We start from the raw sequence: 26116 nt of genomic DNA, 5'->3' as shown, positions 1-26116 counted from the left end.
CAGATGTGGAGCACGGCATAGCCGCGCCAGTCCACACCTGAGACACGACCTAGGAGTGAGTGCCATGTCCCCCACCGGCCCGGTCCTCGTCACCGGCTGTTCCTCCGGTATCGGCCGCGTCACCGCCGAGCACCTGCTGCGCCGGGGCCACGTCGTGTGCGCGACCGCCCGCGACCCGCGATCGCTCAGCGACCTGGCGCGGGCCGGGGCCGAGACCGCCCGCCTCGACGTGACCGACCCGGACAGCGCCGCGGAGGTGGTCGCCGAGCTGGAACGGCGCCACGGCCGCGTCGGCGCGCTGGTGAACAACGCCGGGTACGGCGAGTACGGGCCGGTGGAGACCGTGCCGCTGGACCGCGCGCGGCAGCAGTTCGAGACCAACGTGCTGGGCATGGCCCGGATGTGCCAGCTCGTGCTGCCCGGGATGCGGCGCGCGGGCGGCGGGCGCATCGTCAACATGTCCTCGGTGGGCGGGCGGATGACCTTCCCGGGCGGCGGGTTCTACAACGCGTCCAAGTACGCGGTGGAGGCCGTCTCCGACGCGCTGCGGTTCGAGACCGCGCCGTTCGGGGTGTCGGTGAGCGTCGTCGAGCCGAACCTCATCCGGGACACCCGCTTCGAGGACCACGTCAGCGCGTCGCTGAGCGGCAACACCGAGCCGGGCGGCCCCTACACCGGCCTGATGGAGGCGATCCGCGACCAGATGCGCCGCTGCTTCGGCAACGACAGGATGAGCTCGCCGCCGATGGCCGTCGCCCGGACCATCGAGCGCGCCCTCACCGACCGGTCACCGCGCGCCCGCTACGTCGTCTCGGTCAGCGGCAAGCTGATTCTCGCCAGTGGCCGGATTTTCCCCGCCAAGTCGATGGACACCATTCTGCGCAGGCAGTTCGGCCTGGCCCCGGACGGCTCCTACACGGGCAAGTACGCGGCCGAGCAGCCGGAGGGCAAGGGCGATAACATCAAAGTTATCAACCAATAACTTCGAGGGCGGAACGGGCGGCCCATGACCGAGCGAGCGGATGTCCTGATCATCGGCGGCGGGCAGGCCGGGCTGGCCGTCGGCCAGTTCCTGCGCCGGGCGGGGGTGGTCCCGCGCATCCTCGACGCGAACCCCGAGGTGGGCTGGGTGTGGCGGCAGCGGTGGGACTCGCTGCGGCTCTACACCCCGGCCAAGCGCAACGACCTCCCCGGGATGCGGTTCCCCGGCCCGCGCGAGGCGGTGCCGGGCAAGGACCAGACGGCCGACTACCTCGTGGCCTACGCGCGGCGCTTCGGGCTGGACGTCGAGTGCGGCGCGCCGGTCGAGCGCCTGACCGCGGAGGCGGGCGGACCGGCGCGCTACCTGGCCGTCTCCGGCGACCGCGACGTCTGGGCCGACCACGTCGTGGTCGCGACCGGCCCCACCGGCACCCCCCGCGTCCCGGCCATCGCCGACCTGATCGATCCCGGCGTCTTCCAGGTCCACGCCGCCGAGTACCGCAACCCGGCACAGCTGCCCGACGGTCCCGCGCTGGTGGTGGGCGCGGGCAACTCCGGCGCCGAGATCGCCATGGAACTCGCCGCCACCCGACCGGTGTGGCTCGCGGGCCGCGACGTCGGCGGCCTGCCGGTCAAGCTCGGCGGGGTGCCGTACCGGGTGCTCAACAAGTTCCTCACCTCCGACACGGCCTGGGGCCGGTCGATGGCGCGCAAGAACTCCGGCAAGGGCACCCCGCTGGTGCGGCTCACCCAGGAGGACATCACCGCCGCCGGGGTGCGCAGGACGCCCAGGGTGGACGAGGTCGATGCCGGGATGCCGGTCGCGGACGGCGTCCGGCTGGAACCCGCGGCCATCGTCTGGGCGACGGGCTACACCCGGGACTTCTCCTGGATCAAGCTGCCGGTGCTCGGCGAGAACGGCGACCCCGCGCACCACCGCGGCGTGGTCGCAGGCGAACCGGGCCTCTACGTGATCGGCCTGCCGTTCCTGCACTCCTTCGCGTCCTCGCTGATCATGGGCATGGACCGCGACGCGGGGCACATCGCCCGGGTGGTCCTGGACCGCCTCGGCAGGCGCTGAGCGCCCGGCCCGCCCCCCGGGCGGGGCGGGCCTACGCCTACGCCCGCACCCGGTCGAGGATCTCCGCGCCGGAGAGGCCCTGCCAGCCCAGTCGCGCCAGCGTGCGGCCCTCCGTGCGGTAGTCCTGGCCCGCCAGGACCGAGGCGAAGGTGATGACGGCGTCGGTGACCGGGGTCGGCACCCCGGCCCGCGCGGCCAGCTCGGTCATCGGGACCAGGGTGCACGAGACGTCCTCGTGCAGGATGCGGTGGTCGAGCGAGGTGGGGGCGGTGATGTTCCGGTAGGCGGGCACCTCGCGCATCGCCTCCAGCACGGTCTCCGCCTCGGGGCAGCCGTAGTAGCGGTCGAGCAGCTCGTGCAGGGCGGGCACCCGCGCCTGGTAGGCCGCGGCGACGTCGACGAACTCCTGGCCGACCTCCTCGAGGAGCACGACCGTGCGCTCGCTCATGCCGTCGCGGTAGAACAGCATCCGGTCGCCCCGATCGATGCGCGCCAGGTTCGCCAGCGCGATCGGCGCGTGCGCCACCGCCCCGAAGTCCACCAGCCCGCGCTCGATCAGGTGCTCGGCGGGCTCGATGCCCGGGAACAGCCCGCACAGCAGGTCGGCGTGCTTGCGGGCGGCGGTGCTGGTGAGACCGGCGAACAGGTTCCACCGCTTGCGCCCGTGCACCCGGACGCCGTCGTCGCCGTCCGGGCGGGCCGCGAACAGCGCGTCGGTCTCCACCACGTCGACTTCCGGGGCGCCCGCCTGCCGCAGGGCGGCGCCGAACGCCGCGCTGCCGCACAGCTTCCCGGAGAACAGCACCACGACGTGGTCCCCGGTCAGCGCGGGCGCCAGCCGGGCCGCGACCTCCGGGTACGCGGTGGTGACCGTCGCGACGAACACGAGCCTGCGCCCGCGCAGGGCGGTGGCGGGGGTGTCGTCCACCTCGGCGACGGGGAAGTCGCCGTCGATCACCCCGCTCGCGTGGACGCTGCCGTGCCTGGCGATCCCGGCGACCCGGTCCGGCTCGCGCGTGCAGATCGTCACCGCGTGGCCGGTGGCGGACAGGTGGGCGCTCAGCGCGAGCCCCTCCCCGCCCGCGCCGACCACCACGACCGGTTCCGGGTCGATGCTCACGCCGCGTCCCGCTTGCGGCGCAACAGGTAGCGCCACGGGTCGAACCAGCCCTTCTCGAACGCCTTGCGCAGCAAGGGCGAGCCGGTCCCGTAGCGCAGCATCTCCTGGCCCGCCAGGCTCTCGGCGTTGACGATCTCCCAGCCGGTGAACCGCGCGCGCACCTCGTCCTCGCGCGCGCCCTTGAGCACCGGATGGCGGGCCAGGGCGAGCATCAGCAGCAGTGCCCCCGGGTTGGCGCGGCGCGTCACGCCCGGCACGTAGCGGTCGCGCATGCGCGCGGGCAGGCCGTGGAAGCAGCCCGCGTCGATGATGAGGTCGTGGCCGCCGGGCACCGCCAGCGCGTCGAGCTCGGTGACGTCGCCCTGCAGCAGCCGCGGCGCGACGTCCGCGGCGGCGGCCTTCTGCCGCGCGGTCTCCACCGCGTCGCGCACGAGGTCGACGCCGGTGACCTCCCAGCCGTGGCCGGCCAGGTAGATCGAGTGCCTGCCGTGCCCGCAGCCCAGGTCCAGCGCGCGGCCCGGGGGCCGCGCGTCCGGGCCCTCGACCAGCGCCCGCACGGCGTCGTCGGGGCCGTCGCTGGACTGGGGGTTGAACGGGGACTTGTAGAGAAGGTTCACGACCGCGCGGGTCGCCAGTGAGGTCATCGTCCTGGACGTCCTTCCTCGTCTCGCCCCGCCGCCTCCGGAACGGCCAGCAGGGTCGCCGCGATGGTGCGCAGCTGGATGTTGGTCGTGCCCTCGTAGATCCCGCCGACCTTGGCGTCGCGGTAGAGCCGCGCGACCGGGGAGTCGGCGGTGTAGCCGAGGCCGCCGAGCACGTCGACGGCCAGGGTCGCGGTCCGCTCGGCCACGTCGGCGCAGAAGAGCTTGGCGCCCGCGCAGGCGCGCATCCGGTCGGCCGGGTCGGCGCCCGCCTCCACCGCGCGCACCGCCTTGTCCAGCAGGGCGCTCGCGGCCTCGATCTCGACCGACGCGCGCGCCAGCGGGAAGCGGACCCCCTGGAAGGCCCCGATGGGGCGGCCGAACTGCCTGCGGGTCGTGGCGTGGCGCAGCGCGTGCTCGAGCGCGCCGCGGGCCAGGCCGACCTGCTGGGCGGCGATCCCGAGCTTGCCGATGTCGAGCACGGCCATGACCAGCTCCGCGCCCCGCCCCGCCCCGCCGAGCACGTCGTGCTCGGGCACCGCCACCCCGTCGAACACGACCGGGCAGGTGGAGCTGGCCCGCACGCCGAGGGTGTCCACGCGCGGCCCGACCCGCAGGCCCGGGGCGTCGGAGGGCACCAGGAACAGCGTCAGCGCGCCGCCGGTGCGCGCGCACACCAGGAACAGGCCCGCCTCGGCCGCGCTGGAGATCCACGCCTTGGCGCCATCGATGCGGTAGCCGCCCGAGACGGCTTCGGCGCTGGTGGCCATGGCGAAGGCGTCGCTGCCCGCGCCGTCCTCGGACAGCGCGAACGCCGCGACCGTCCCGCCCGCCAGCAGGGGCAGCCACCGCCGCTGCTGGTCGCGGGTGCCGTGGCGCAGCACGGCGGCGGCCACCAGCGCGTTCTGCACGTCGACGAGCACGGCGACGGCCGGGTCGACCACCGCGATCTCCTCGATCGCGGCGAGGGTGTGCCGCAGCCCGCCGCCGAGGCCGCCGTAGTGCTCCGGCACCTCGATGCCCAGCAGACCGGCGTCGCGCAGCTCGGCGAGCAGGTCCAGGTCGTAGGCGGCCTTGGCGTCCATGGTCGCGGCCAGCGGCGCCACCCGCGTGCGGGCGAACTCGGCGACGGCCTCGGTGAAGGCAGGCAGGGGCTCCGCGGTGAGGGGTCCGCTCACGCCGCCACCCCCGTGGCCCGGAACCCGACCGGCAGCCGTCGCAGGCCGCGCAGGACCGCGGAGGGCACCCGCTCGACCGGCCCGGTCACCGTGACGGCCTCGACCCGCCGGAGGAGTTCGGCGAACAGCACGCGCAGCTCCATCCGGGCCAGGGTGGCGCCGAGGCAGAAGTGCGCGCCCTGCCCGAAGCTCAGGTGGCGGTTGGGGCTGCGGTCGACCAGGAACCGCTCCGGGGAGTCGAAGACGGCCGGGTCGCGGTTGACCGCGGCGTTCCACACGACGACCCGCTCCCCCGCCGCGATCGGAACGCCCGCGATGTCGGTGTCGGCGGTGGCGGTGCGCAGCACGTGCATGCCGGGGGTGGTCCAGCGCAGGACCTCCTCGACGGCGCGCGGCAGCAGGCCGGGGTCGGCCCGCAGCGCCCGCCACTGCTCGGGGTTCTCCACCAGGGCCAGCAGGCCCCCCGACGCCGCGTGGCGGGTGGTCTCGTTGCCGCCGATCACCAGGTTGGTGCAGTTCAGCAGCACTTCCTCGACCTCAAGCGGCGCGCCGTCGACCTGCCCGTGCACCAGGGCGCTGACCAGGTCGTCACCCGGGTCCGAGCGCCGCGCCTCGGCGAGGGCGGCGTAGTAGTCGAAGATCTCGCCGTAGGCGTCGGCGCGCTCGGACGGGCTGACCCGGTCGGCGTCCAGGCTGGGGTCGCCGCCGCCGAAGGCGGTGCTGGTCAGGTGGTACATCCAGTCGTGGTCGGCGGCGGGCAGGCCGAGCAGGTCGCAGACGACGGCGACCGGCAGCCGCGCGGCCACCGCGTCGACGAACTCCGCGCCGCCCGCGGCCACGGCGCGGCCGAGCAGGTCGCCGACCAGGCCGCGCACCCCGTCCTCCAGCCTGCGCAGCACCCTCGGGGTGAACGCGCCCGCGACGACCGCGCGCAGCGCGCCGTGCCGGGGCGGGTCGGTCACCACGAGCATCCGGCCCGCGGCCGGGTCGGCGTCGACGCCGAGCACCATGCCGCGCTCGGAGGTGAACAGGCCGGGATCGCGGTAGACGGCCAGGGCGTCCGCGTGGCGGGTCACCGACCAGAACGCCGACCCGTCCGCCCGGACGGTGCGGTGCACGGGGTCGCTGTCGCGCAGCTCCGCCCACACCGCGTCCGGGTCGCCGTGGGCGTACAGCTCGGGGTCGGCCAGGTCGATGGTGGGAACCGGGGACACGGCGCTCACCCCGCCGGGGCCAGGTCGAAGGTCATCATGGCGCGCCAGCCCTGCTCGGACTTCTCCGGCGGGGCCTTGCGGGTGAAGGTGTTGCGCACCTTGCACAGCAGGCGGTTCTCCACCTTCTGCAGGCGGTCCATGGTGAACACCCGCTTGCGCAGCCAGGCGACCCGCGCCTCCCGCCGCGACTCATAGGCGCGCAGCGCCGCGACCGGGTCCTGCGCCCTGGCCAGCTCCTCGCCGAGCACGGCGGCGTCCTCCAGCGCCTGGCACGCGCCCTGGGCGAAGACCGTCGGCATGGCGTGCGCCGCGTCGCCGAGCAGGGTCACCGGCCCCGTGCCGCGGTGCGCGGCCTCCGGGCGGACCAGCACGGCGCTGGTGATGATGGCCGAGTCGGGGGTGGAGCGCACCAGCGCGGCGAAGTGGTCGGGGAAGTCGGCCAGGAACTCCAGCACGGCCTCCTTGACGGGGGCGCCACCGGCGATGCGGGCCCGCAGGGCGCTGGTCGTGCCCACGGTCCAGGACACCGCGTCCCCGCCGAGCGGCCAGCAGCCGACGCCGCCGCCGCGCGGCCCCCAGGCCATGCTCACGGTGCGGGGTTCCACGCCGGGGGCGATGTGGCCGATGCCGCGGATGGGGTGGCTGCTCTCGACGGGGTCGCCGTCGTCGAGGAGCACCTGCCGCACCGCCGACCGGGCGCCGTCGGCGCCGATCAGCACGTCCCCGTGCTCGGCCGACCCGTCGGCCACGTGCGCGGTCACTCCGCCGCCGGGTTCGAGTTCGTACCCGGTGCAGGCCGCGCCCAGCCGCAGCGGGATGTCCGCGGCGCGGCACGCGTCGGCCAGGATGCCGACGAGGTCGGCGCGGCGGATGTTCACCGACGCGGTGCCGAGCTTGGCGCCGATCGCCCCGATCGGGGTCTCCCCGATCGGCCTGCCGAGGTGGTCGCTCAGGCGCATCCGGTCGATCGGGTCGCCGACGGCCAGGACGGCCTCCCGAAGCCCGATGCGCTCCAGCGCGGTGACGGCGTTGCCCCACAGGTTGAACGCCGTGCCCGCCGAGCGGGTGGGCTCGGCCGAGCGCTCGATGACGATGGGCGCGGCGCCCGCGCGGTGCGCGGCCAGCGCGGCGGCGAGACCGCCGACGCCGCCTCCGGCGATCAGGACCCGGCCACGGGTGTGCTCGGCCACGCCAGTGCTCCTTCCTCGGTGGGGGTGTCCTTGGGCTCGACCAGGAACCCGATCTCACGCAGGTGGTCGAGGTAGCGGGCGAGGACCTCGGCGTCCACGAGCGGGCAGCGCACGTCGTCGCCGAGGAACTCCTGGGTCTTCCCGGACTCGAACCGGGGGTCGCGCATCCGGTGGCTCGCGTGCTGGGTCCACTCGCTGAGCAGCGCGGTGGCCACCGACCAGTCGGTGTCGGGCTCCTCGGCGGCCAGTTCGAGCAGCCGCGCGTACCAGCGGGTCATCGGCAGCGTCGTGGTCGGCCTGCCCGCGAGGGCGAACCCGGCGACCAGGTCCTCCAGGGCCAGCGGGCGGGGGTTGACCAGGTGGAACACCCGGCCCGACGCGTCGGGCCTGCGGGCGATCGCCGCCATCGCCGCGCCGACGTGGTCGACGGGCACCATGTCCAGCACGCCGTCGAAGGCGGGCAGCGCGCCGAGTGCCACCGAGGCGCGCAGCAGTTCGGCCAGCGCGTCGTGGCCCGCCCGCCACGCCCCGGTCCTGCTGTCGCCGCTGACCCGGCCCAGCCGGTGCACGACCACCGGCAGCCCGCGGTCGCGCGCCTGGGTGACCAGCCGCTCGGCGACCCACTTGGTCTCGGTGTAGCCGTTGGGCAGCACCGGCGCCGTCGGGGCGAGGTCGACCTCCACGCCGCGGTACTCGCCCTCCGCCGCCGCGCGGGCGGGGAAGACCCCGACGCCGGAGACGTGGTGCAGCACCGACGGGGCGCCGGTCATGGCGAGCCGGATGACCTCGGTGGTGCCCTCGACGTTGCTCGCCCGCAGGCGCCGGTAGGGGTAAAGGAAGTTCACGTGCGCGCCGAAGTGGTAGATCTCGTCCACGCGGGCGAGCTCGGCGAAGCGCTCCTCCCCCACGCCCAGCGCCGGGCGGGCGAGGTCGCCCGCGACGCCGTGCAGGCGCTCGGCGAACCCGTCCTCCCACCAGCCCAGCTCGCGCAGGTGCTCCACCAGCCGGGCCCGCGCCTGGGTGTCGTCGGCGGCGCGCACGAGGCAGTGCACGTCGGCCTTGGTGGTGCGCAGGGTCTCGACCACCAGGCGGGCGCCGGGGAACCCGGTGGCGCCGGTGACCAGGACCGAGCGCGGGTCGCGTGGCCACGAGTGGCCGCTGTCGCAGGTCAGGTCCGGGGCGAGGACCGCCTCGCGGGTCAGGTCAGCCGCGCCGGGCCGGTCCGGGCCGGTGACGGGGACGCCGCCGCCGTCCACCAGGGTGGCCAGGGCCGCGACGGTGGGCGACTCGAACAGGGTGCGCAGCGGAATGGACATCCGCCAGCGCGACCGGATGCGGCTGACCACGCGGGTCGCGATCAGCGAGTGCAGCCCGAGGTCCTGCAGGTTGTCCTCGACGCCGATGGGGGTGACCCCGAGCAGCTCGGTGAACAGCTCGACCAGGTGCGCCTCGGTGGCGCTGCGCGGCGCGGTGTGCCCGCTCGCCGCCCCGCCGGGGGTGGGCAGCGCGGCGCGGTCGACCTTGCCGTTGTCCCGCAGCGGGATGCGCTCCAGCACGGTGACCGTGTCGGGGACCAGGTAGTCGGGAAGGGCCGCGGCGCACCGGGCGCGGACCGCGGCGGGCAGCTGCTCGGGGTCGGTGCCCGGGTCGGGCACGACGTAGGCGGCGAGTGTGCCGCCGCCTGCCGGGTTGCGGACGGCGGCGACGGCGGCCTTGACCCCCGGCACCCCGTGCAGGTGGTGCTCGACCTCGCCCAGCTCGACCCGGTGGCCGCGGACCTTCACCTGGTCGTCGGCGCGGCCGAGGAACTCCAGCTCGCCGTCCTCGGTCCAGCGGGCGAGGTCGCCGCTGCGGTAGGCGCGCAGGTGGGCCAGCTCGGGCAGGGGGGCCTGGCCGAAGCGGTCCGCGGTGCGCGCGTCGCCGTCGGTGTACCCGGCGGCCACCCCCGGCCCGCACAGCCACATCTCCCCCGGGGCGCCCAGCGGCGTCGGCAGGCCGTCGGCGTCGGTGAGCACGATGGCGGTGTCGGGCAGGGGCACGCCGATCCGGGACCGGGCCTCGGGGTCGGCCGCCTCCCGCGGGCTCAGCCGGTGCCCGCACACCCACACCGTGGCCTCGGTGGGCCCGTAGGCGTTGACGGTGTCGACGTTCTCGGTGGCGCCGAGCCAGTCGGTGAGCGTGGCCGGTTCCACCTTCTCCCCGCCCAGGACCACCACGCGCAGGGCCAGGTCGGGGCCGTCGGTCGGCACCTGCCGCAGGGCCGAGGGCGACAGCGTGCACACCGTCACCCGCTCCCGGGACAGCAGCTCCCGCAGCGCCTCCGGGTCGCGGGCGGTGTCGGCGGGCACGATCACCAGCCGCCCGCCGGTGACCAGGGCGCCCCACGTCTCCCAGGCGGCGCCGTCGAAGGCGGGTGAGAAGAACTGGGACCACACGTCGTCGCCGCGCAGTCCCAGCCGCTGCTGAGCGCCCGCCACCAGGCGGAGCACGTTGTGGTGGGTGACCGCGACGCCCTTGGGCGCGCCGGTGGACCCGGAGGTGTGCAGCACGTACGCGGGGGTGTCCTGGTCGACGGGCACGGGGGGCTGGGGGTCGGGCAGGTCGCCGTCGATGTCGACCACCGGCAGGTCCAGGTCCGCGCCCAGCCCGCCCTCGGCGACCACCGCGCCCGCGCCGCAGGCGGCGGCGACGGCGTGGTGCCGGGCGGCGGGGTGGTCGGGGTCCAGCGGCACGTAGGCCGCGCCCGCGCTGAGCGCGCCGAGCACGGCGGCGGCGTGCCGGGCGCCGCGCCGGGTGCGCACCAGGACGCGGTCGCCGGGGCCGATGCCCGCCGCGCGCAGGGCGGCGGCGACGCGGTCGCCCAGGGCGACCAGTTCGGCGTAGGTCAGGGAGCCGTCGGGGCCGGTCACCGCGACGCGGTCGGGCGCGGCCCCGGCGTGCCCGCGCACGGCATCGGGCAGCGAGCGGGCGCCCGGCTCGACCGCCCCGCGCGGACCGGCCAGCTCGATGACGCGGCGCCGCTCGTCCTCGCCGACGACGTCGAGGCGGCCCAGCGCGATGTCCGGGTCGGCGACGAACGCCTCCAGCGTGGTGACGAGCCGGTCGAGCATGCGCCGCGCGCCCGCCTCGCCGAAGCGGGTCCGGTCGAAGATCACCCGCAGGGGCAGGCCGTCGCCGGGCAGGGCGATCAGGCTCATCGGGTACTGCGGCCTGCCGTCGACGCGGTAGCCCAGCAGCTCCAGGCCCTCCTCGGCGAAGGAGATCTCCGGGATGGGCACGTTCTCGTAGGACACGATGGTCTCGAAGAGCGCCGCGGGCGCCCGCACGGGGCTCCAGGCGCGGATGTCGGGCAGCGTGGCCCCCGCGTGCTCGCGGGCGGCGAGGATGCGCGACTGCAGGTCGGCCAGCCAGTCCGCCGCGGACGCCGCCGGGTCGACCCGGGCGCGCACCGGCAGGGTGACGATCAGCGGCCCCACCACCGACTCGCAGCCCGCGACCTCGGCGGGCCGGTGCGACATCGTCGCCCCGACGACCACGTCGCGCCTGCCGTAGGACCGGGACAGGACCAGGGTCCAGGCGCCCTGCACGAGGGTGTTCAGCGTCAGCCTGCGCTCGCGTGCCAGGGTCTCCAGGCGCTGGGCCAGCGGGCCCAGTTCGCGCTCGACGTAGCCGTGGCGCACCAGCTCGTCGGTCGGGCCGGGGTCCTCCCCGGTGTCCAGGGGCGGCGGCGGGGCGTACCCGGCGAGGTGCTCGGTCCAGAAGTCCTTCAGCCGCCCGGTGTCCTGCTCGCGCCACCAGCGCACGTACCCGCGCGGGGAGTGGGCGGGGCCGAGCACGGGCTCACGGCCGTGGTGCAGCGCTTTGTATAGCTCGATGAAGTCGGCCATGATCAGCCCGAATGACCAGCCGTCCATCACCAGGTGGGAGAACCGCCAGGCCAGGCGGTACTCCTCGGCGGCGGTGCGGAAGACGGTCAGCCGCAGCAGCGGGGCGGACTCCAGGTCGAAGCCGCGCCTGCGCTCGTCGAGCAGGTGGGCGTTCAGCGCGCGTTCCTGCTCCTCGGTGTCCGGCCCGCGCAGGTCGACCTCGTCGAGGGGCAGCGTGGCCTGCCGGTGCACCACCTGCACGGGCCGGTTGATGTCCTCCCACGAGAACGACGTGCGCAGGCCGGGGTGGCGGGCGACGATCGCCTCCCAGGCCCGGCGCACGAGCCCGGTGTCCAGCGGCCCGCGCATGTCGAAGGTCATCTGCTCCAGGTAGTAGCCCGCGTTCGGCGCGCGCAGGCAGTGCACCAGCAGGCCGTGCTGGACCGGGGTCAGTTCCAGGACGTCCTCGACGTCCGGAGCGCGCAGTGTGGTCATCGGCGCGTCCCTCCTTTCGGCCGGGCCCCTTCGGGGGCCGCGGTGGCGTGTGCGGAGGCCAGGGCCGCGGCGATGCGCCGCAGCAGCCCAATGCGGTCTGTGTTCGGGAAGAAGTGGCCGCCGGGCAGCACGTGCACGGCGAAGCCCGCGGTGGCGTAGCGCGCCCACGCGGTGGCGTCCTCGACCGGGGCCTCCTCGTCGTCGGCGCCCGCGAAGACGGTGAGCGGGCAGCGCAGCCGTTCCCCGGTGCGCGGGCGGTAGGTCTCGGCGACGGTGAGGTCCGCGCGGAGGGTGGGCATCAGCAGCGCCATCAGCTCCGCGCTGTCGAGCACCTCCCGGGGCGTGCCGCCGAGCCGGGCGAGGTGCGTGAGCAGTTCCCGGTCGCCCATGCCGCCGGTGCGGCTGCGGGCGGGCAGGTGCGGGGCGCCCGCCCCGGCGGGCAGCAGGCACAGCGGCGGTCTGCCGTCGCGCTGCATGTCCACCGACAGCTCGTACCCGACGAGCGCGCCCAGGCTGTGCCCGAACACCGCGTAGGGCCCCTGCGCGGCCGCGCTGAACTCGGGCCGCACGGCGTCGAGCAGGCCGTCGCGGTCCGGGCGGGCGCGCTCGGAGAACCGGGCGCCCCGGCCGGGCAGCTCGACCGGGACGACCTCGATCCAGTCGGGCAGGTCCCAGTCGAGGTAGGCGCGGGCCGTCCCGCCCGCGGGCGGCAGGCAGAGCAGGCGCGTGCGCGGCGGGGTCATCGCCCACCGTCCGAGAGCCCTGACAGTCCCGAGAGGACGGTGGCCAGCTCCCCGTCGTCCAGCCCGGCGAGCGGGAAGTCGGCGGCGTCGGCCATGCCCGCGCCGACTTCCGTGCAGTGGCGGGCGATGGCGCGCAGGGCCTCGGCGGTGGCCTCGGCGAGCGCGGTCGCGTCCCGCCCGCCGTGCGCGGCGTTCCAGGCGAAGCGCAGGGCCCCGTCGACCACGGCGGCGGTCATGACCGGTCCGGCCGTCTCCTCCGGCAGGGGCGCCGCTCCCGCGAAGTGGAAGCCGACCGCCGCCTCGCCCGCGTCGTGGCCCAGTCCGCGCAGGGCGGACTTGGCGTGGGAGAACAGCTCTGGCGCGGGGGCGTCCGCCGCGGGCGCGGTGAGCGAGCCCGCCAGGGTGAACGGTCCGATGTGGTCGGTCGCGTCCACCTCGGGCAGCGCGCCGCGACCGTCGAGGCGCACCTGGCAGGGCGTCGGCTCGGGCAGGACCAGTGCCAGGGCGGCGAAGCACGCCTCGGCGAGGGTCATCCGGTAGGCGTCGGCGCACACCCGCGCCAGCCGCTCCGTCTCGGCCGGGTCGAGTCCCGCCCCGGCGGGCTCGCCCGGCTCGCCGGGCGGTGGCGGTGGCGCGGGGGCGTGGTCGCCCAGGGCGCGCAGCCACTCGACGGCGGCGGTGGCGGGCTCGGGCGGTGGGCCGCCCGCGAGCAGCGCGGCCGTCCGCTCGGCCAGCAGCGGCAGCGAGGCCGCGTCGGCGGCGAAGCCGTGCGCGAGCCAGTAGACGGCCTGCTCGTCGCCGAGTTCGAAGACCGCGGCCTGGGCCACCGTGCCCGCGGGGTCCAGTTCCTCGGTCATCTCCGCGAGCATCGCGGTCAGCACCCGGCGCTGGCGGTCGCCGGGCAGCGCGGACAGGTCGACCACCGGCACGTACGCGGGCTCGGGATCGGTGACGACCTGGATGTCGTCCTCGCGCCGCAGCCGCAGCGCCGGGGTCGCGGCGAGCAGCGCGGTGGCGGCGGCGGTGACCTCCTCGGCGCTCACCTGCCGCTCGGTCGGGACGCGCACCCAGGCCGCCCGGTCGGCGCCGCGCTGGTGCGGCGTCAGCGGGATCGGGACCCCCGTGGCCGCTCCCCCGCCGGGCCGCGGCACCGCCAGCGCGGCGGCCGTCCGCAGCGTCGGCTGCTCGAACAGGTCCTGCAGGGCGATGGCGAGGCCCTCGGCCCCGGCCCGCGCGGTGACCTGCACGGCCCGGATGGAGTCCCCGCCGACTTCGAGGAAGCCGCGGTCGATGTCGACGGACTCCAGGCCCAGCGTCTGCGCCACGATCCGGCCCAGCAGCTCGGCGGCGGCGGAGTCGGCGGGACCGCCGCCCGAGGCGGGGGCGGCGTCGGCGGCCGGGTCCGGCAGCGCGGAGCGGTCGACCTTGCCGTTGGCGGTCAGCGGCAGCCGGTCGAGCACGACCAGCGTCGGCGGCACCAGGTAGGCGGGCAGCTCGCCGCGCAGGTACTCGGCGACCTCGTCGACGAGCCGGTCGCGGTCGGTGTCGGGCTCGGGCACCAGGTAGCCGACGAGCCTGCGGTGGTGGCGGTCGCCGGGGGCGGCGGCCACCGCGGCGGACACCGCGGGGTGGCGGGTCATCGCGGCCTCGATCTCGCCCAGCTCGATCCGGAACCCGCCGACCTTGACCTGGTTGTCCTCCCGGCCCAGGAACTCGATGAACCCCTCCGGCCGCCACCGGCCGAGGTCGCCGGTCCGGTACAGGCGCTCACCCGTGCGGGGGTGGCGGATGAACCGCTCGGCGGACTTCTCAGGGTCGCCGAGGTAGCCCTCGGCGAGGCCGACGCCGCCGATGTGCAGCTCGCCCGCCACGTGCACGGCGCACTCGTCCAGCGCCTCGTCCAGCACGTGGAAGCTCTGGTTGCGCATGGGCGTGCCGTACGGGATGGAGTCCCACTCGGGGTCGACCTCACCGATCTCGTGGGTGATCGACCAGATCGCGGCCTCCGTCGCGCCGCCCAGCGACATCACGCGCATGTCGGGGGCGATCGCGCGCAGCTTCCCGGGCAGGTCCAGGGGGATCCAGTCGCCGGAGAGCATCGCCAGGCGCACGGGGACCGGGTCGGCGTCGGGCAGCCCGAGCACGTGCTCGGCGAACATGGTGGCCAGGGCGGGAACCGAGTTCCACACCGTGACCCCGTGCTCGCGCACCAGCTCCAGCCACCTGCCCGGGTCGCGGCGGTCCCCCTCCCCCGGCAGGACCAGCGTCGCTCCCGCGCCCAGGGCGCCGAACACGTCCCACACCGAGAGGTCGAAGCTCAACGCCGACAACCCCAACACCGCATCGCCCGCGCCAACCCCGAACCGCTCGCACACGTCCACGCAGGTGTTCACGGCGGCCCGGTGCGACACCACGACACCCTTCGGCTCCCCCGTCGACCCCGACGTGAAGATCACGTACGCGGGGTCGGTGGGGCGCACCAGCACCTCGGGCGCCGTGCGCCGCTCGGGGGTCTTGGCCGGGTCGACCACCAGCACGCCCACCCCGTCCGGCCACTCGGCGTTGGTGTCGGCCGAGGTGACCACCACCCGGCAGCCCGCGCGGTCGAGCAGCCGTTCGCGCCGGGACAGCGGGGAATCGGGGTCCATGGGGAGGTACGGCGCCCCGGAGGCGAGCACGCCGAGCGCCGCCGCCACCTGGGCCGCGCCCTTGGCGCAGGCCACCGCGACGTACTGGCCGGGGCCCGCGCCGAGCGCGCGCAGCCGGTGGGCGAGGTCGGCGGCGTGCGCGCCGAGGTCGCCGAAGGTCATGCCGCCCGGCGCGTCGGCGGCCACGATCGCCCGCTCGTCCGGGTGCTCGCGGACGCGCTGCCAGACCCGGTCGCCCAGCAGCCCCTCGGGCACCGGGCCCGCGGTGTCGTTGGCGGCCTCGACGAGGGCGCGGTCGCCGTCGGGCAGCGCGAGGACGGGCCGCTCGTCCCAGCCCTCGCCGTCGGCCATGCGCTCCAGCAGGCCGACGAAGCGGTCCAGCATGGTGTCGAGCAGCCCGTCGGGGAACAGCGCGTCGACGCCCAGCCAGCTCAGGTACACCCCGCCCGCGACCTGGATGGCCGCGCCGTCGAGCCACACCTGCGGGGTCTGCGCGGCCTCGTGGACGATCTCGCCCAGCCAGCCCAGCAGCGCCTCGCCGGGGCCCTCGGCCTGCTGCACGAGCGTGGAGGTGAACACGACGGGCATACCGCCCTGCACGCCGCGGCGGGCCAGCTCGCGCAGCACGTCCATGCCGTCGACGTGGCGGTGCTCCAGGTCGGTCCAGCTCTGGTCGCGCAGCGCGACGGCCACCTCGGCGAGGGTGCCGCCCGCGAGGTCCACCGGCAGCAGGTCGAAGGAGGCGAACTCGCCCACCAGATCCTCGACGTCGGGGTGCACGGGGTGGCGGTTGGTGACGGTGACGTTGACGGTGAAGCGGCGCTCGCGCGTCCACCGGCCCAGGGCCACGCCGTAGGCGGCGAGCAGGACCGACGACGGGGTGAGGCCGCGGCGCGCGCCCTGGTCGACCAGGCGCAGCCAGGTCGGCTGCGGCAGCAGCCTGCTGTGGGTGCCGAAGCGGGGCGCGGTGATGTCGGCGGGCCGGGTGACCAGCGGCAGGTTGGGCGCGGCAGGCAGTTCGCCGACCCGCTCGCGCCAGTACTCCAGGGACGTGGCGTGCTCCGGGGTGTCGCGCACCCCTTCGGCGGCCAGGACGTAGTCGCGGTAGGTGATGCCCAGCGGGCCGAGCACGTCGGGCCCGGAGGCGTAGGCCCGGCCCCAGTCGCGCAGCAGCAGCCGGATGGAGCCGATGTCGGCGATGAGCAGGTCGAAGGAGAGGAACACGCGGGCGGCGCCGTCGGGCAGCAGCGCCACGGCGATCTCGTAGAGCGGCCAGCTGTGGATGTCGCGCATCTCGTGCGAGAGCCGCTCGCGCAGCCCGGCCAGGCCGCCATTCTGGTCGGCGCCGGGGCCGCTCAGGTCCACGACCCGGATCTCGTAGGGCCCCACGTCGGAGCAGATCCGCTGGTGGCCCTCCGGGGTGATGACGGCGTCCAGCATGGCGTGCCTGCGCTCCACCGCGCGCCACGCGGCACGCAGGCGGGGCAGGTCGAGGTCCTGGGCGGCCACCTCGAAGTACACGTGCGCGGCCACGTTGCCCATGGCGAAGCTGCCCTGCCTGCCGATCCACTGCGCCTGCTGGATGCCGGTGAGCGGGAACGGCTCGCCCGCGTCCTCGGGCCGCGCTCCCGCCGCGGGCACGACCTCGGTGCTGGGCGCGGCGGGGTCGCCGGGTTGCGGGTCGACCGCGCCCAGTCCGGCGGCGAGCGCGGCGACCTCGGCGACGGTGCCCGCGTGGACCAGCTTGCGCAGCGGGATGGCCACCCCGAGGTCGGCCTCCACCCGCTGGACGACCTTGATGGCCAGCAGGGAGTGCCCGCCCAGCTCCAGGAATGGGTCGTCGGCGCCGACCTTGCGCACGCCGAGCAGGTCCGACCAGATCGCCGCGATGGCGCGCTCGAGCCCGGTGCCGGGGGCGCGGTAGGCGACCTCCAGGTCGGGGCGGTCACCGGTGGACGCGTCATCGGGCGCGGCGGTGGCGGCGGTGGGCTCCGGCGGCGCGGGGACCGGCCCGCTCGCCGGGTCGGCGTCGACCCAGTGCCGGTCCTTGCGCAGCCGGTGGCCCGGCAGCGCGACGCGGCGCCTGCGCACCCCGCCGTCGACGGCCGTCCAGTCGAGGTCCACCCCGGACATCCACAGCCTGCCCGCCGCCGTGGCCGCCGCGTGCGCGTCGTCGCCCTCCTCGCCCGCCGCGCGCAGCAGCGGCACCAGCGCCGCGCCGCGGGCGGCCGGGTGGGTGCGCACGAGGGAGGTCAGGGTGTGGCCCGGTCCGACCTCGACCCACGCCGCGCCGGGGTGGCGCTCGGCGACGGCCGCGACGCCGTCGGCGAAGCGCACCGGCTCCAGCAGCTGGCGCGCCCAGTAGGCGGGATCGGTCGCCTGCTCGTCGGTCAGCCACGTGCCGGTCGGGTTGGACAGCACCGGCACGGTCGGCGCGCTGAGGGCGACACCGTCGAACACGCGGGCGAAGTCGTCGGCGGCCGCGCGCATCATCGGCGAGTGGAAGGCGTGCGAGGTGTGCAGGTCGCGGGTGCTCACCCCGTCCTGGCGCAGCCGCTCGGCGAACTCGGCGACGGCGTCGGCCGGACCGGAGACCACGCTCAGCTCCGGGGCGTTGGCCGCGGCGGGCGCCAGGCCCTCGGGCAGCCGCTCCCGCAAGGCGTCGATGGGCAGCCCGACCGCGACCATCGCGCCGGGCGGGCAGTCCTGCATGAGCCTGCCGCGCGCGGCCACCACCCGGGCGGCGTCCGGCAGCGACAGCACGCCCGCCAGGTGCGCGGCGGCGAGTTCGCCGACGCTGTGGCCGAGCAGGGCGGTGGGCGCCACGCCCCACGACCGCAGCAGCGCGGCCACGGCGACCTCGGTGGCGAACAGGGCGGGCTGGGCGTGGCGGGTCTGCCGCAGCGCCGCGGGGTCGGCGCCCTCGGCGATCAGCGCCCGCAGGTCGGCCCCATTCAGGTCGGCCCCATTCAGGTCGGCGCCATTCAGGTCGGCGCCGTCGAGGTCGGCCGCCACGGCGTCGGCGCAGGTGTCGATGACCTCGCGGAAGACCGGTTCGTCGCGGTAGAGCCCGGCGCCCATGCCGGGGTACTGGCTGCCCTGTCCGGGCAGCAGCCAGCACAGCGGCGGCGGGTCGGCGGGGGCGCGGCGGGTGAAGACCCGGCGCGGGTCACGCGCGGAGAGCGCCTCGGCGATGCCGTCCGCGCCACCGGCACTGTCCACAATGGCGATCCGGCGGTGGCGGAAGGCGGTCCGGCCGGTCTGCAGTGTTCGCGCCACGTCACCCAGGTCCGTCTCGGCCGGGCTCCCGGCGAGCGCGGCGGCCAGGTCGTCGGTCGCGCCGTCCAGGGACTCGCTGTCGCGGGCGGACAGCGCCAGCACGTGGACGGGCCGGGCGGGACCGGCGGGCGGCGGCTCCGGCGCCTGCTGGAGCACCGCGTGGACGTTGGTGCCGCCGAACCCGAAGGAGCTGACCCCGATGCGCCGCGGGCCCTGCCCCGGCCACGGGGTGGCCTCGGTGGGCACCGCGAACACCTCGCCGAAGTCGATCTCCGGGTTCGGCTCGGCGTAGTTCAGGCTCGGCGCGACCTCCCCCGCCCGCAGTTGCAGCACCGCCTTGGCGAAGGCGGCGATCCCGGCCGCCGAGTCCAGGTGGCCGAAGTTCGACTTGACCGAGCCGAGGAGGCACGGCGCTGAGCGGTCCGCGCCGTCGCCGAAGACCCGGCGCAGCGCGGCGACCTCGATCGGGTCGCCCAGCGGGGTCCCGGTGCCGTGCGCCTCGATGACGTCGATCTCCTCCGGGGTCACCCCGGCCACCGCGAGCGCGGCGGCCACGGTCCTGGCCTGGCCGAGCACGCCGGGGGCGGTGTAGCCCGCCTTGGCGGAGCCGTCGTTGGCCATCGCGCTGCCGATGAGGACCGCGTCGACCCGGTCGCCGTCGGCCACCGCGTCGATCAGCCGCTTGAGGACCACGACGCCCGCGCCGCTGCCGATGGTCGTGCCCGTGGCGCGCGCGTCGAAGGGCCTGCAGTGCCCGTCGGAGGAGAAGATCGACCCCTCCTGGTAGAGGTAGCCGTTGCCGTGCGGCACGCGCACGGTGACCCCGCCCGCGAGCGCCACGTCGCACTCGTGGGTCAGCAGCGCCTGCGCGGCCAGGTGCACGGCCACCAGCGACGACGAGCACGCCGTCTGCACCGACAGGGCGGGCCCGTCCAAGCCGAGGGTGTAGGCCACCCGGGTGGCGAGGTAGTCCTTGTCGTTGCCCAATAGGTAGCGGAAGCTGTCCGGCGAGGCGTCGTAGACCTGCCCGCGCAACAGGTTCCCGATCAGGTAGCCCGACAGCGACGCCGCGGCGTACACCCCGATGGACTCCTCGCCCACGCCGGGGACGCGACCCGCGTCCTCCAGGGCGCGCCAGCAGCACTCCATGAACAGCCGGTGCTGCGGGTCGAGGATGGCCGCGTCGCCGGGGCTCATGCCGAAGAAGCCCGCGTCGAAGCGGTCGATGTCGGCCAGCTCCACGACCCGCCGCACCAGGCGCGGGTCGGAGAGCCAGGCCGGGTCGGCGCCCCGGTCCAGCAGCGTGGTGTCGTCGAGTTCGACCACGGACTCCACACCGGCGCGCAGGTTGGCCCAGAAGCCCGCCGCGTCGGCGGCCCCCGGGACCCGGGTGGCCAGTCCGATGACGGCCACGGCCGATTCGGGACGGTAGGTCTCGCTCATGACCGGGTCGCTCCTTCCCCCGCGGATGCGGGTTCCTGGCGGGGCCGCACCCTGGCGACCCGCTGCAGCCGGGCCCGCCGGGTCGCCCGCGCCAGTTCGGCGTCGGGCACCGCGGACTCCGGTGTGGACAGACGGCGGGACAGGTGCGCGGCGAGCGCGCGCACACTGCCGTGCTCGAACATGGCGACGAGCGGGAAGTCGACCTCCAGCTCGCCCTTGAGCGCGCGGTAGACGCGCACCAGCACCGCGGAGTCGGCGCCGAGTTCGAGGAAGCGCGTGGTGGCGGGGATGTCGCGGCCGAGCTCGGCGCGCAGGGCCGCGGCCACGGTCTCCTCCAGCGGGCCCGACGGCGGCGCCTGCCGTGCCCCGGGGGTGGCGACCAGCGCCCCGATCGCGGCCCGGTCGACCTTGCCGGTGGGGGTGAGCGGCAGCGCGCGCAGCACACCCAGCGCGCCGGGGACCATGTGGGCGGGCAGGGTCCTGGCGAGCGCCTCGCGCACCCGCTCGGCGAATCGCGCGTCGGTCTCGGTGGGATCATCGTGGGTGCCTGCCGCGCGGTGGTTGGCCGCAGTGGAGCCAGGTGCAGTGGAGTCAGGTGCGGCGGAGTCGGGCGTGGCGGGGTCGGGTGCGGGGCCGTCCGGGAGCAGGGCGCCGCCGAGGAGCGTGTGCAGGACTTCGTGGTCCTCGCCCAGGCGCAGCGCGGTGTGCAGGGCGTGGTCCGGGTCGCGCAGGCCGGACTGGCAGAGCCCGATGCCGTGGCTGGGCGCGGCGTCGTCGAGCGCCTGGGTCATGAGGCCCGCCTCCAGCAGGCAGAAGTCCCGGGCGCGCGGGCCGTACAGCGGGCGGATCGCGGCGAGGTCGGCCACCAGGAACACCGTGAACGCCGCGGTGGCCGTGGTGTGCTCGGGGACGCCGAAGCCGATGCCGTCGGGCAGGTCGGCGCCCGCGGTCAGGGAGACCAGGCCGTGGGTGTCGGGATCGTGGTAGTAGTGCCCACCGTCCAGCCCGGTGACGGCCCCCTCGCGGACCCACAGGTAGGTCTGGACGGCGTAGGCGCTGCCCGCCGAGGCGTAGGCGAACTTCCGGAACGGCTCGCCCTCGTGGGAGCGCAGCGGTTCCAGCGCGGCGGCCAGGTCGGCCAGCGGCATCGGGCGGTCGGCGTAGGCGCGCCTGCTGGCGCGGCGGGGCGCCGGGGCGGCGGTGGGCAGCGGGACGGCCGCCGGGCCCGCGTCGGTGCGCCGCCCGTGCCGCGCCAGCAGGAACTCGGCGCGGTCGATGCCGTGGAGCAGGCCGTCGTCCGGTTCGGCGGGCACAGTGGGCACCTGGCCGTTCTGCGGATTCCCGCCGTTCTGGGGATTCTGGCCGTTCTGGGCGAGGTGGCCGTTCCGGGTGGCCTGGCCGTTCCGGGTGGCCTGGCCGTTCTGGTTGGCCTGGCCGTTCTGGGGCGCTTCGCCCTCCTGGCGGACGACAGCGGCGATCAAGCGCTTGCTGTGGCGGTCTCCCGTCGTCGCGGCGACCGCTTGGGCCACCCCCGGACAGGCGACGAGCGCCGCCTCGATCTCGCCCAGCTCGATCCGGAACCCGCCCACCTTGACCTGGTTGTCCTCCCGACCCAGGAACTCGATGAACCCCTCCGGCCGCCACCGGCCCAGATCGCCGGTCCGATACAGCCGCTCACCGGTACGGGGATGGTGCACGAACCGCTCGGCGGACTTCTCCGGATCGCCCAGGTAGCCCTCGGCGAGGCCGACCCCGCCGATGTACAGCTCGCCGGTGACGTGCACCGGGCATTCCCGCATCCGGTCATCGAGCACGTGGAAGGTCTGGTTGCGCATGGGCGTGCCGTACGGGATGGAGTCCCACCCGGGATCGACCTCATCGATCTCGTGGACGATCGACCAGATCGCCGCCTCCGTCGCCCCGCCCATCGACACCACGCGCGCCCCGGGCGCGCAGGCCCGGATCTTGTCGGGGAGGTCGAGCGGAATCCAGTCGCCGGAGAGCATGACCAGTCGGAGGGGGACCTCCGCGCCCGCGCCCGCGTAGTCGGTGAACATGCCCGCCAGGGCGGGAACCGAGTTCCACACCGTCACCCGGTGCTCGCGCACCAGTTCCAGCCACCGCCGCGGATCGCGGTTGTCGTCGGCTCCGGGCAGCACCAGCGTGGCCCCCGCGCCCAGCGCGCCGAAGACATCCCACACCGACAGGTCGAAGCTCAACGCCGACAACCCCAACACCACATCGCCCGCACCAACCCCGAACCGCTCACACACATCCACACACGTGTTCACCGCGGCCCCATGCGACACCACGACACCCTTCGGCTCCCCCGTCGACCCCGACGTGAAGATCACGTACGCCGGGTCGGCGGGCCGGGCGGGCGCGGGCGGCAGATCGATCTCCCCCGGCTCCGCCGACAGGTCGACGGCGACGGCCACGACGTCGTCGGGGAGACCGTCGCCCAGGCCCACGACGAGGCCGCAGCGGGCCCGGCGCAGCAGCAGGTCCCGGCGGGCCTCGGGCAGGGTGGGGTCCAGCGGGAGGTACGCGGCCCCGGTGAGGGTCACCGCGATGGCGGCCACGACCTGCGCGGCGCTCTTGGGCAGGCGCACGGACACGACCCGGCCCGGACCCGCGCCGCAGGCCCGCAGGTGCGCGGCGAGGGCACGCGCGTGGGCGCGCAGCGCCCGGTAGTCGAGGGTGGCGTCATCAGCGATCAAGGCGACCGCGTCCGGGGCCAGCCCGGCGCGCTCCATGAGCCGGTCGGCGAGCAGTTCCTCGGGGCGGAACCCCGCGGTGGCGTTGGCCCGGTCGGCGAGGTGGAGCTGGTCGGCCGGGCGCGGGTCGGGCAGCGGGGCCGACCACGCGTCCCCGTCCGGGGCGGCGAGCTGCCGCAGCAGCCCGGTGTGGGCGTCGAACATGGCGTCGAGCACGCCGGGGCGGAACAGCTCCTCGACGCAGTCCCAGTTGAACTCCAGCCCGTCGGCGTCCTCGAACACCTGGTGGTCCAGCAGGACCTGCGGGGTCTGCGAGAGCCCGTGCACCTGCTCGCCCAGCCAGCGCAGCGGCATCCGCGCCCGGCTGCCGCCCGCCTGGCCGGAGGCGCTGGCGAAGACCGCCGGGGCGAACACCTCCCCGAGGTCCCCGGTCAGCCGGGCCAGCTCGCGGAGCACCGCGACACCGCTGTGGGCGCTGTGGTCGAGGTCGGCCAGGAGCTGGCGCTGCACCCGCCCGGCCAGCGCCGCCACGCTGTCCTCGGGCAGCACGTCCACCTCCAGCAGCGTCACCGAGGTGAAGTCGCCGACGAGACCGCCCACGTCCGGGTGCAGCGGCCTGCGGTCGAAGGTCGGCAGGCTCAGGGTGAACCGCCGCCTGCCGCCCCACGCCGCCAGAGTGGCCGCGTAGCAGGCGATGAGCACCGCGGCGGGGGTCAGGCCGTCGGCCCTGGCGCGGTCGACCACGCGGGACCAGTCGGCGCCGTCCAGGCGGGCGCGGCGCCGGGTGAACCGGGGCGGCCCGGTGAGCGCCGAGGGGGCCGCCGCGAGCGGGAGCGCGGGCCCCGGCGGCAGGTCCGCCAGCCGGTCCTGCCAGTAGCGCCGCGCGCGCTCCTCCTCCCCCGGATCGCCGCCGACGGCGAGCACGTAGTCGCGGAAGGACAGTCCCGGGGCGGGCGCCAAGGGCTCGCCGCGGTAGGCCGCCTCCCACTCCCGGGAGACGACGTGCAGGCTCCACAGGTCCATCACCAGCAGGTCGAGGGCGACGCAGACGCGGTCGGTCCCGCCGGGCAGGCGCAGCACGCGGATGTCGAACGGCGGCCAGGTGTCGTCGCTGAACGTGCGCCGGGACAGCTCCGCGCGGAGGTCGTCGGCGGCCCCCGACGGCCCGTCGCGCAGGTCGACGACGGTGATCTCGGCGGGCGGGGCGTCGGGCAGGACGCGCTGGGTGCCGTCGGAGCCGATCACCGACCGCAGCGCGCCGTGCCGCTCGACCACGGCCCGCCACGCCCCGGCGAGCCGGTCGATGTCGAGGTCCCCGGTGTCGAACTCGCCGTAGAACTGCGTGCCGACGCCGCTGAGGGCGTAACCGCCGGAGCGGCCGACGAAGTAGGCGTGCTGCAGGTCGGTGAGCGGGAACGGCTCGTGCCGCGCGCCCGGGTCGGCGACCAGCGCGGCGGCGGTGTCGTCGGCGGGGGCCGCGCAGGCCCGCGACCGCAGGCCCGCCACCGTCTCCCCCGCCAGCTCGGGCATCGCGACCCTGAGCCCGAGATCGCGGGCCAGCGCCGCGCGCAGCGTGATCAGGCGCATCGAGTCCAGGCCGAGGCGGACCAGCTCGACGTCGTCGGCATCCGGGGGCAGCGGCTCGCCGAGGACCTCGGCGACGAGGTCGCCGACGGCGTCGGCCGCGTCGCTGGTGCCCGCCGCGCCCGCGTCCGTGCCGCCGCCGAAGGCGCCTGCCAGGAACGCGTCCCGACAGGCGGCGCGGCGCACCTTCCCGTTGTGGGTCAGCGGGATGTCCGCGTCCGCCACCGCGAGCACCGCGTCCGGCTCCACCTCGTGGTCGGCGATCACCGCCCGGCGCGCGGCCACCGCCACCGCGTCGCGGTCGTCGCCGGGACCGGTTCCGACGAGCACCACCAGGTGGTCGCGGTCCTGGTGGGCGACGGCGAACACCGCGGCGCGGTGGCCGGAGTTGCCCGCGCGCACGGAGGCTTCCAGGTCGTGGGGCAGCAGGTTGCGGCCGCGCACGACCAGCACCTCGCTGACCCGGCCGCAGACGACCAGCTCGCCGTCGAGGTCGAAGCCGAGGTCGCCGGTGCGCAGGTACGGCCCGGCACCGTCGAGCAGGTGGGCGCCGAACACCTCCTCGGTCGCCTCCGGCCTGCGCCAGAAGCCGGGCGCGACGCTGTCGCCCGCCAGCCAGATCTCGCCGACGGCGCCGGGCGGCACCGGGGTCGCGGTGTCCGGGTCCACCAGCAGCAGCTCGGTGCCGCGGCCGGGGCGCCCGCACGCCACCAGGTCGATGCCCCTGGCCGGGTCGTCCGGGCCGATCTCCCGCACCCGCCGCCGCTCCAGCTCGGTGGCGTCCACCCGCACGGCGCGCGGCCCGTCGGCGCGGAGCCCGCCGGTGCCCATCATCACGTCCGTGGTGCCGTAGGCGGGGAAGAACGCGGCGGGGCGGAAGCCCGAGGGGGCGAACGCCGCGGCGAAGGAGTCCAGCAGCGTGGGGTCGATCCGCTCGGAGCCGATGATGGCCACCGACCAGCCGGACAGGTCCAGCGCCGCGGTGTCGATGCCGGGCAGCGCCTCAAGGCACCGCCGGTAGCCGATCGGCGGGGCGCCGGAGAGCACCGGGGCCGTGGCCGCCGACAGCGCGCTCAGCCACACCCCCGGCTCGGCGAGCACGTCCTCGGCGGCCAGCAGCGTCAGGTCGCCGCCGCGGTGCACGGCGAGCAGGACGAAGTTCAGCCCCAGCACGTGGTGCGTCGGCGCCCAGCTGACCACCGACCCGCCCGGGGGCAGCCCGGTGCGGTCGGCGAGCACGTCGAGCCAGGTCCGCAGGAGCCGGTGCGGGACCACGGTGCCCTTGGGCGTCCCGGTGGACCCGGAGGAGTACAGCAGCAGCGCGGGGTCGTGCCCGTCCACCGGGCGTGGCCGGTCGATCTCCTCGCCCGTGCCTGCGTCCTCCAGCGCGATCCACTCCACCGGCCGGGCCCCGCGCGCGGTCCACATCGCCTTGGCCCGCGTGAGCGTGGCGGCGTCGGCGACCACGGCGTCGACGTCGGCGTCGATGGCGATGTCGATGAACCCGTCCCGGTGGGCCGCGGGCGCCTGGGCGGGCACCGCGCAGGCTCCCGCGTAGAGCACGCCCGCCAGGGCGACGCAGAACCAGGCGCCGTCGTCGGGCAGCAGCAGCACGCGCGAACCCGGGCGCAGCAGGCGGGCGACGGCTCGGGCCGAGCGGTCCCACTCGGTCCCGGAGAGCGTCCTGGCCGCCCGTCCGTCCGGGCCCGCCTCGATGACGGCGGGGCGGTCGCCGTACGCGGCGCAATGGGCCCGGAGCAGGTCGACCACACCCGTTGAGGTCTCGATCATCGCTCGCGCTCCCGTCCGGCGGTGACTGCGGCATCGACGTGGACGCTTCCACCGCGGGGGCGGTCCAGGAGAGCGCCAACGGGCTGACCCCCGGTCCCCCTCCAGGGAGGTGCCCGACCGGGTACCGCCGCCGGACGCGCGAACG

At 75.9% G+C, this 26116-nt stretch carries 11 protein-coding genes; 2 read left to right on the top strand and 9 right to left on the bottom strand.

Annotation, left to right across the window (positions count from 1 at the left end; genetic code table 11):
* Window positions 1-64 precede the first annotated feature (64 nt).
* Both ACTG9Q_RS14155 and ACTG9Q_RS14150 read left to right on the top strand, forming a co-directional pair.
* Window positions 65-982, top strand: coding sequence for an SDR family NAD(P)-dependent oxidoreductase (locus ACTG9Q_RS14155; RefSeq protein ID WP_455573212.1), 918 nt, complete (start codon window positions 65-67; stop codon window positions 980-982).
* Between the two features lie 24 nt (window positions 983-1006).
* Window positions 1007-2062: a flavin-containing monooxygenase gene (locus ACTG9Q_RS14150; protein ID WP_455573211.1), complete on the top strand. Its 1056-nt coding sequence runs from the start codon at window positions 1007-1009 to the stop codon at window positions 2060-2062.
* 37 nt (window positions 2063-2099) lie between these two features.
* On the opposite strand, the gene ACTG9Q_RS14145 is transcribed toward ACTG9Q_RS14150, so the two are convergent.
* From ACTG9Q_RS14145 to ACTG9Q_RS14105, 9 genes are read right to left on the bottom strand one after another with little or no spacing between them, the layout of a single operon-like run.
* Window positions 2100-3182 carry an NAD/NADP octopine/nopaline dehydrogenase family protein gene (locus ACTG9Q_RS14145; protein ID WP_455573210.1) on the bottom strand — a complete coding sequence of 361 codons (1083 nt, stop codon included), beginning with the start codon at window positions 3180-3182 and terminating at the stop codon, window positions 2100-2102.
* Window positions 3179-3826, bottom strand: coding sequence for a class I SAM-dependent methyltransferase (locus tag ACTG9Q_RS14140; RefSeq protein ID WP_455573209.1), 648 nt, complete (start codon window positions 3824-3826; stop codon window positions 3179-3181). Before ACTG9Q_RS14140 ends, ACTG9Q_RS14145 begins: the two co-directional genes overlap by 4 nt.
* Window positions 3823-5001 carry an acyl-CoA dehydrogenase family protein gene (locus tag ACTG9Q_RS14135; protein WP_455573208.1) on the bottom strand — a complete coding sequence of 393 codons (1179 nt, stop codon included), beginning with the start codon at window positions 4999-5001 and terminating at the stop codon, window positions 3823-3825. Before ACTG9Q_RS14135 ends, ACTG9Q_RS14140 begins: the two co-directional genes overlap by 4 nt.
* Window positions 4998-6215, bottom strand: coding sequence for a cytochrome P450 (locus ACTG9Q_RS14130; protein ID WP_455573207.1), 1218 nt, complete (start codon window positions 6213-6215; stop codon window positions 4998-5000). Before ACTG9Q_RS14130 ends, ACTG9Q_RS14135 begins: the two co-directional genes overlap by 4 nt.
* A 5-nt stretch (window positions 6216-6220) precedes the next feature.
* Window positions 6221-7405: an FAD-dependent oxidoreductase gene (locus ACTG9Q_RS14125; RefSeq protein WP_455573206.1), complete on the bottom strand. Its 1185-nt coding sequence runs from the start codon at window positions 7403-7405 to the stop codon at window positions 6221-6223.
* Window positions 7375-11766, bottom strand: coding sequence for an amino acid adenylation domain-containing protein (locus ACTG9Q_RS14120; protein WP_455573205.1), 4392 nt, complete (start codon window positions 11764-11766; stop codon window positions 7375-7377). The genes ACTG9Q_RS14125 and ACTG9Q_RS14120 overlap by 31 nt, the downstream gene beginning before the upstream one ends.
* On the bottom strand, window positions 11763-12509 hold the full coding sequence (locus tag ACTG9Q_RS14115; RefSeq protein WP_455573204.1) for a thioesterase II family protein: 747 nt from the start codon (window positions 12507-12509) through the stop codon (window positions 11763-11765). The genes ACTG9Q_RS14120 and ACTG9Q_RS14115 overlap by 4 nt, the downstream gene beginning before the upstream one ends.
* Window positions 12506-19879: a hybrid non-ribosomal peptide synthetase/type I polyketide synthase gene (locus ACTG9Q_RS14110; RefSeq protein WP_455573203.1), complete on the bottom strand. Its 7374-nt coding sequence runs from the start codon at window positions 19877-19879 to the stop codon at window positions 12506-12508. Before ACTG9Q_RS14110 ends, ACTG9Q_RS14115 begins: the two co-directional genes overlap by 4 nt.
* Window positions 19876-25971 (bottom strand): amino acid adenylation domain-containing protein, encoded by a 6096-nt coding sequence (locus ACTG9Q_RS14105; RefSeq protein WP_455573202.1) that lies wholly within the window; start codon window positions 25969-25971, stop codon window positions 19876-19878. Before ACTG9Q_RS14105 ends, ACTG9Q_RS14110 begins: the two co-directional genes overlap by 4 nt.
* Window positions 25972-26116 lie beyond the last annotated feature (145 nt).

It is taken from the genome of Actinokineospora lacus, from assembly GCF_053813445.1.
Note: the sequence above shows the minus strand (reverse complement) of the source record. Positions and strands in the feature narration are given on the sequence as shown.

Coding starts and splice junctions, on each gene's coding strand:
- ACTG9Q_RS14155 (WP_455573212.1), top strand. CDS start 65: ATGTCCCCCACCGGCCCGGTCCTCGTCACCGGCTGTTCCTCCGGTATC.
- ACTG9Q_RS14150 (WP_455573211.1), top strand. CDS start 1,007: ATGACCGAGCGAGCGGATGTCCTGATCATCGGCGGCGGGCAGGCCGGG.
- ACTG9Q_RS14140 (WP_455573209.1), bottom strand. CDS start 3,826: ATGACCTCACTGGCGACCCGCGCGGTCGTGAACCTTCTCTACAAGTCC.
- ACTG9Q_RS14120 (WP_455573205.1), bottom strand. CDS start 11,766: ATGACCACACTGCGCGCTCCGGACGTCGAGGACGTCCTGGAACTGACC.
- ACTG9Q_RS14115 (WP_455573204.1), bottom strand. CDS start 12,509: ATGACCCCGCCGCGCACGCGCCTGCTCTGCCTGCCGCCCGCGGGCGGG.
- ACTG9Q_RS14110 (WP_455573203.1), bottom strand. CDS start 19,879: ATGAGCGAGACCTACCGTCCCGAATCGGCCGTGGCCGTCATCGGACTG.
- ACTG9Q_RS14105 (WP_455573202.1), bottom strand. CDS start 25,971: ATGATCGAGACCTCAACGGGTGTGGTCGACCTGCTCCGGGCCCATTGC.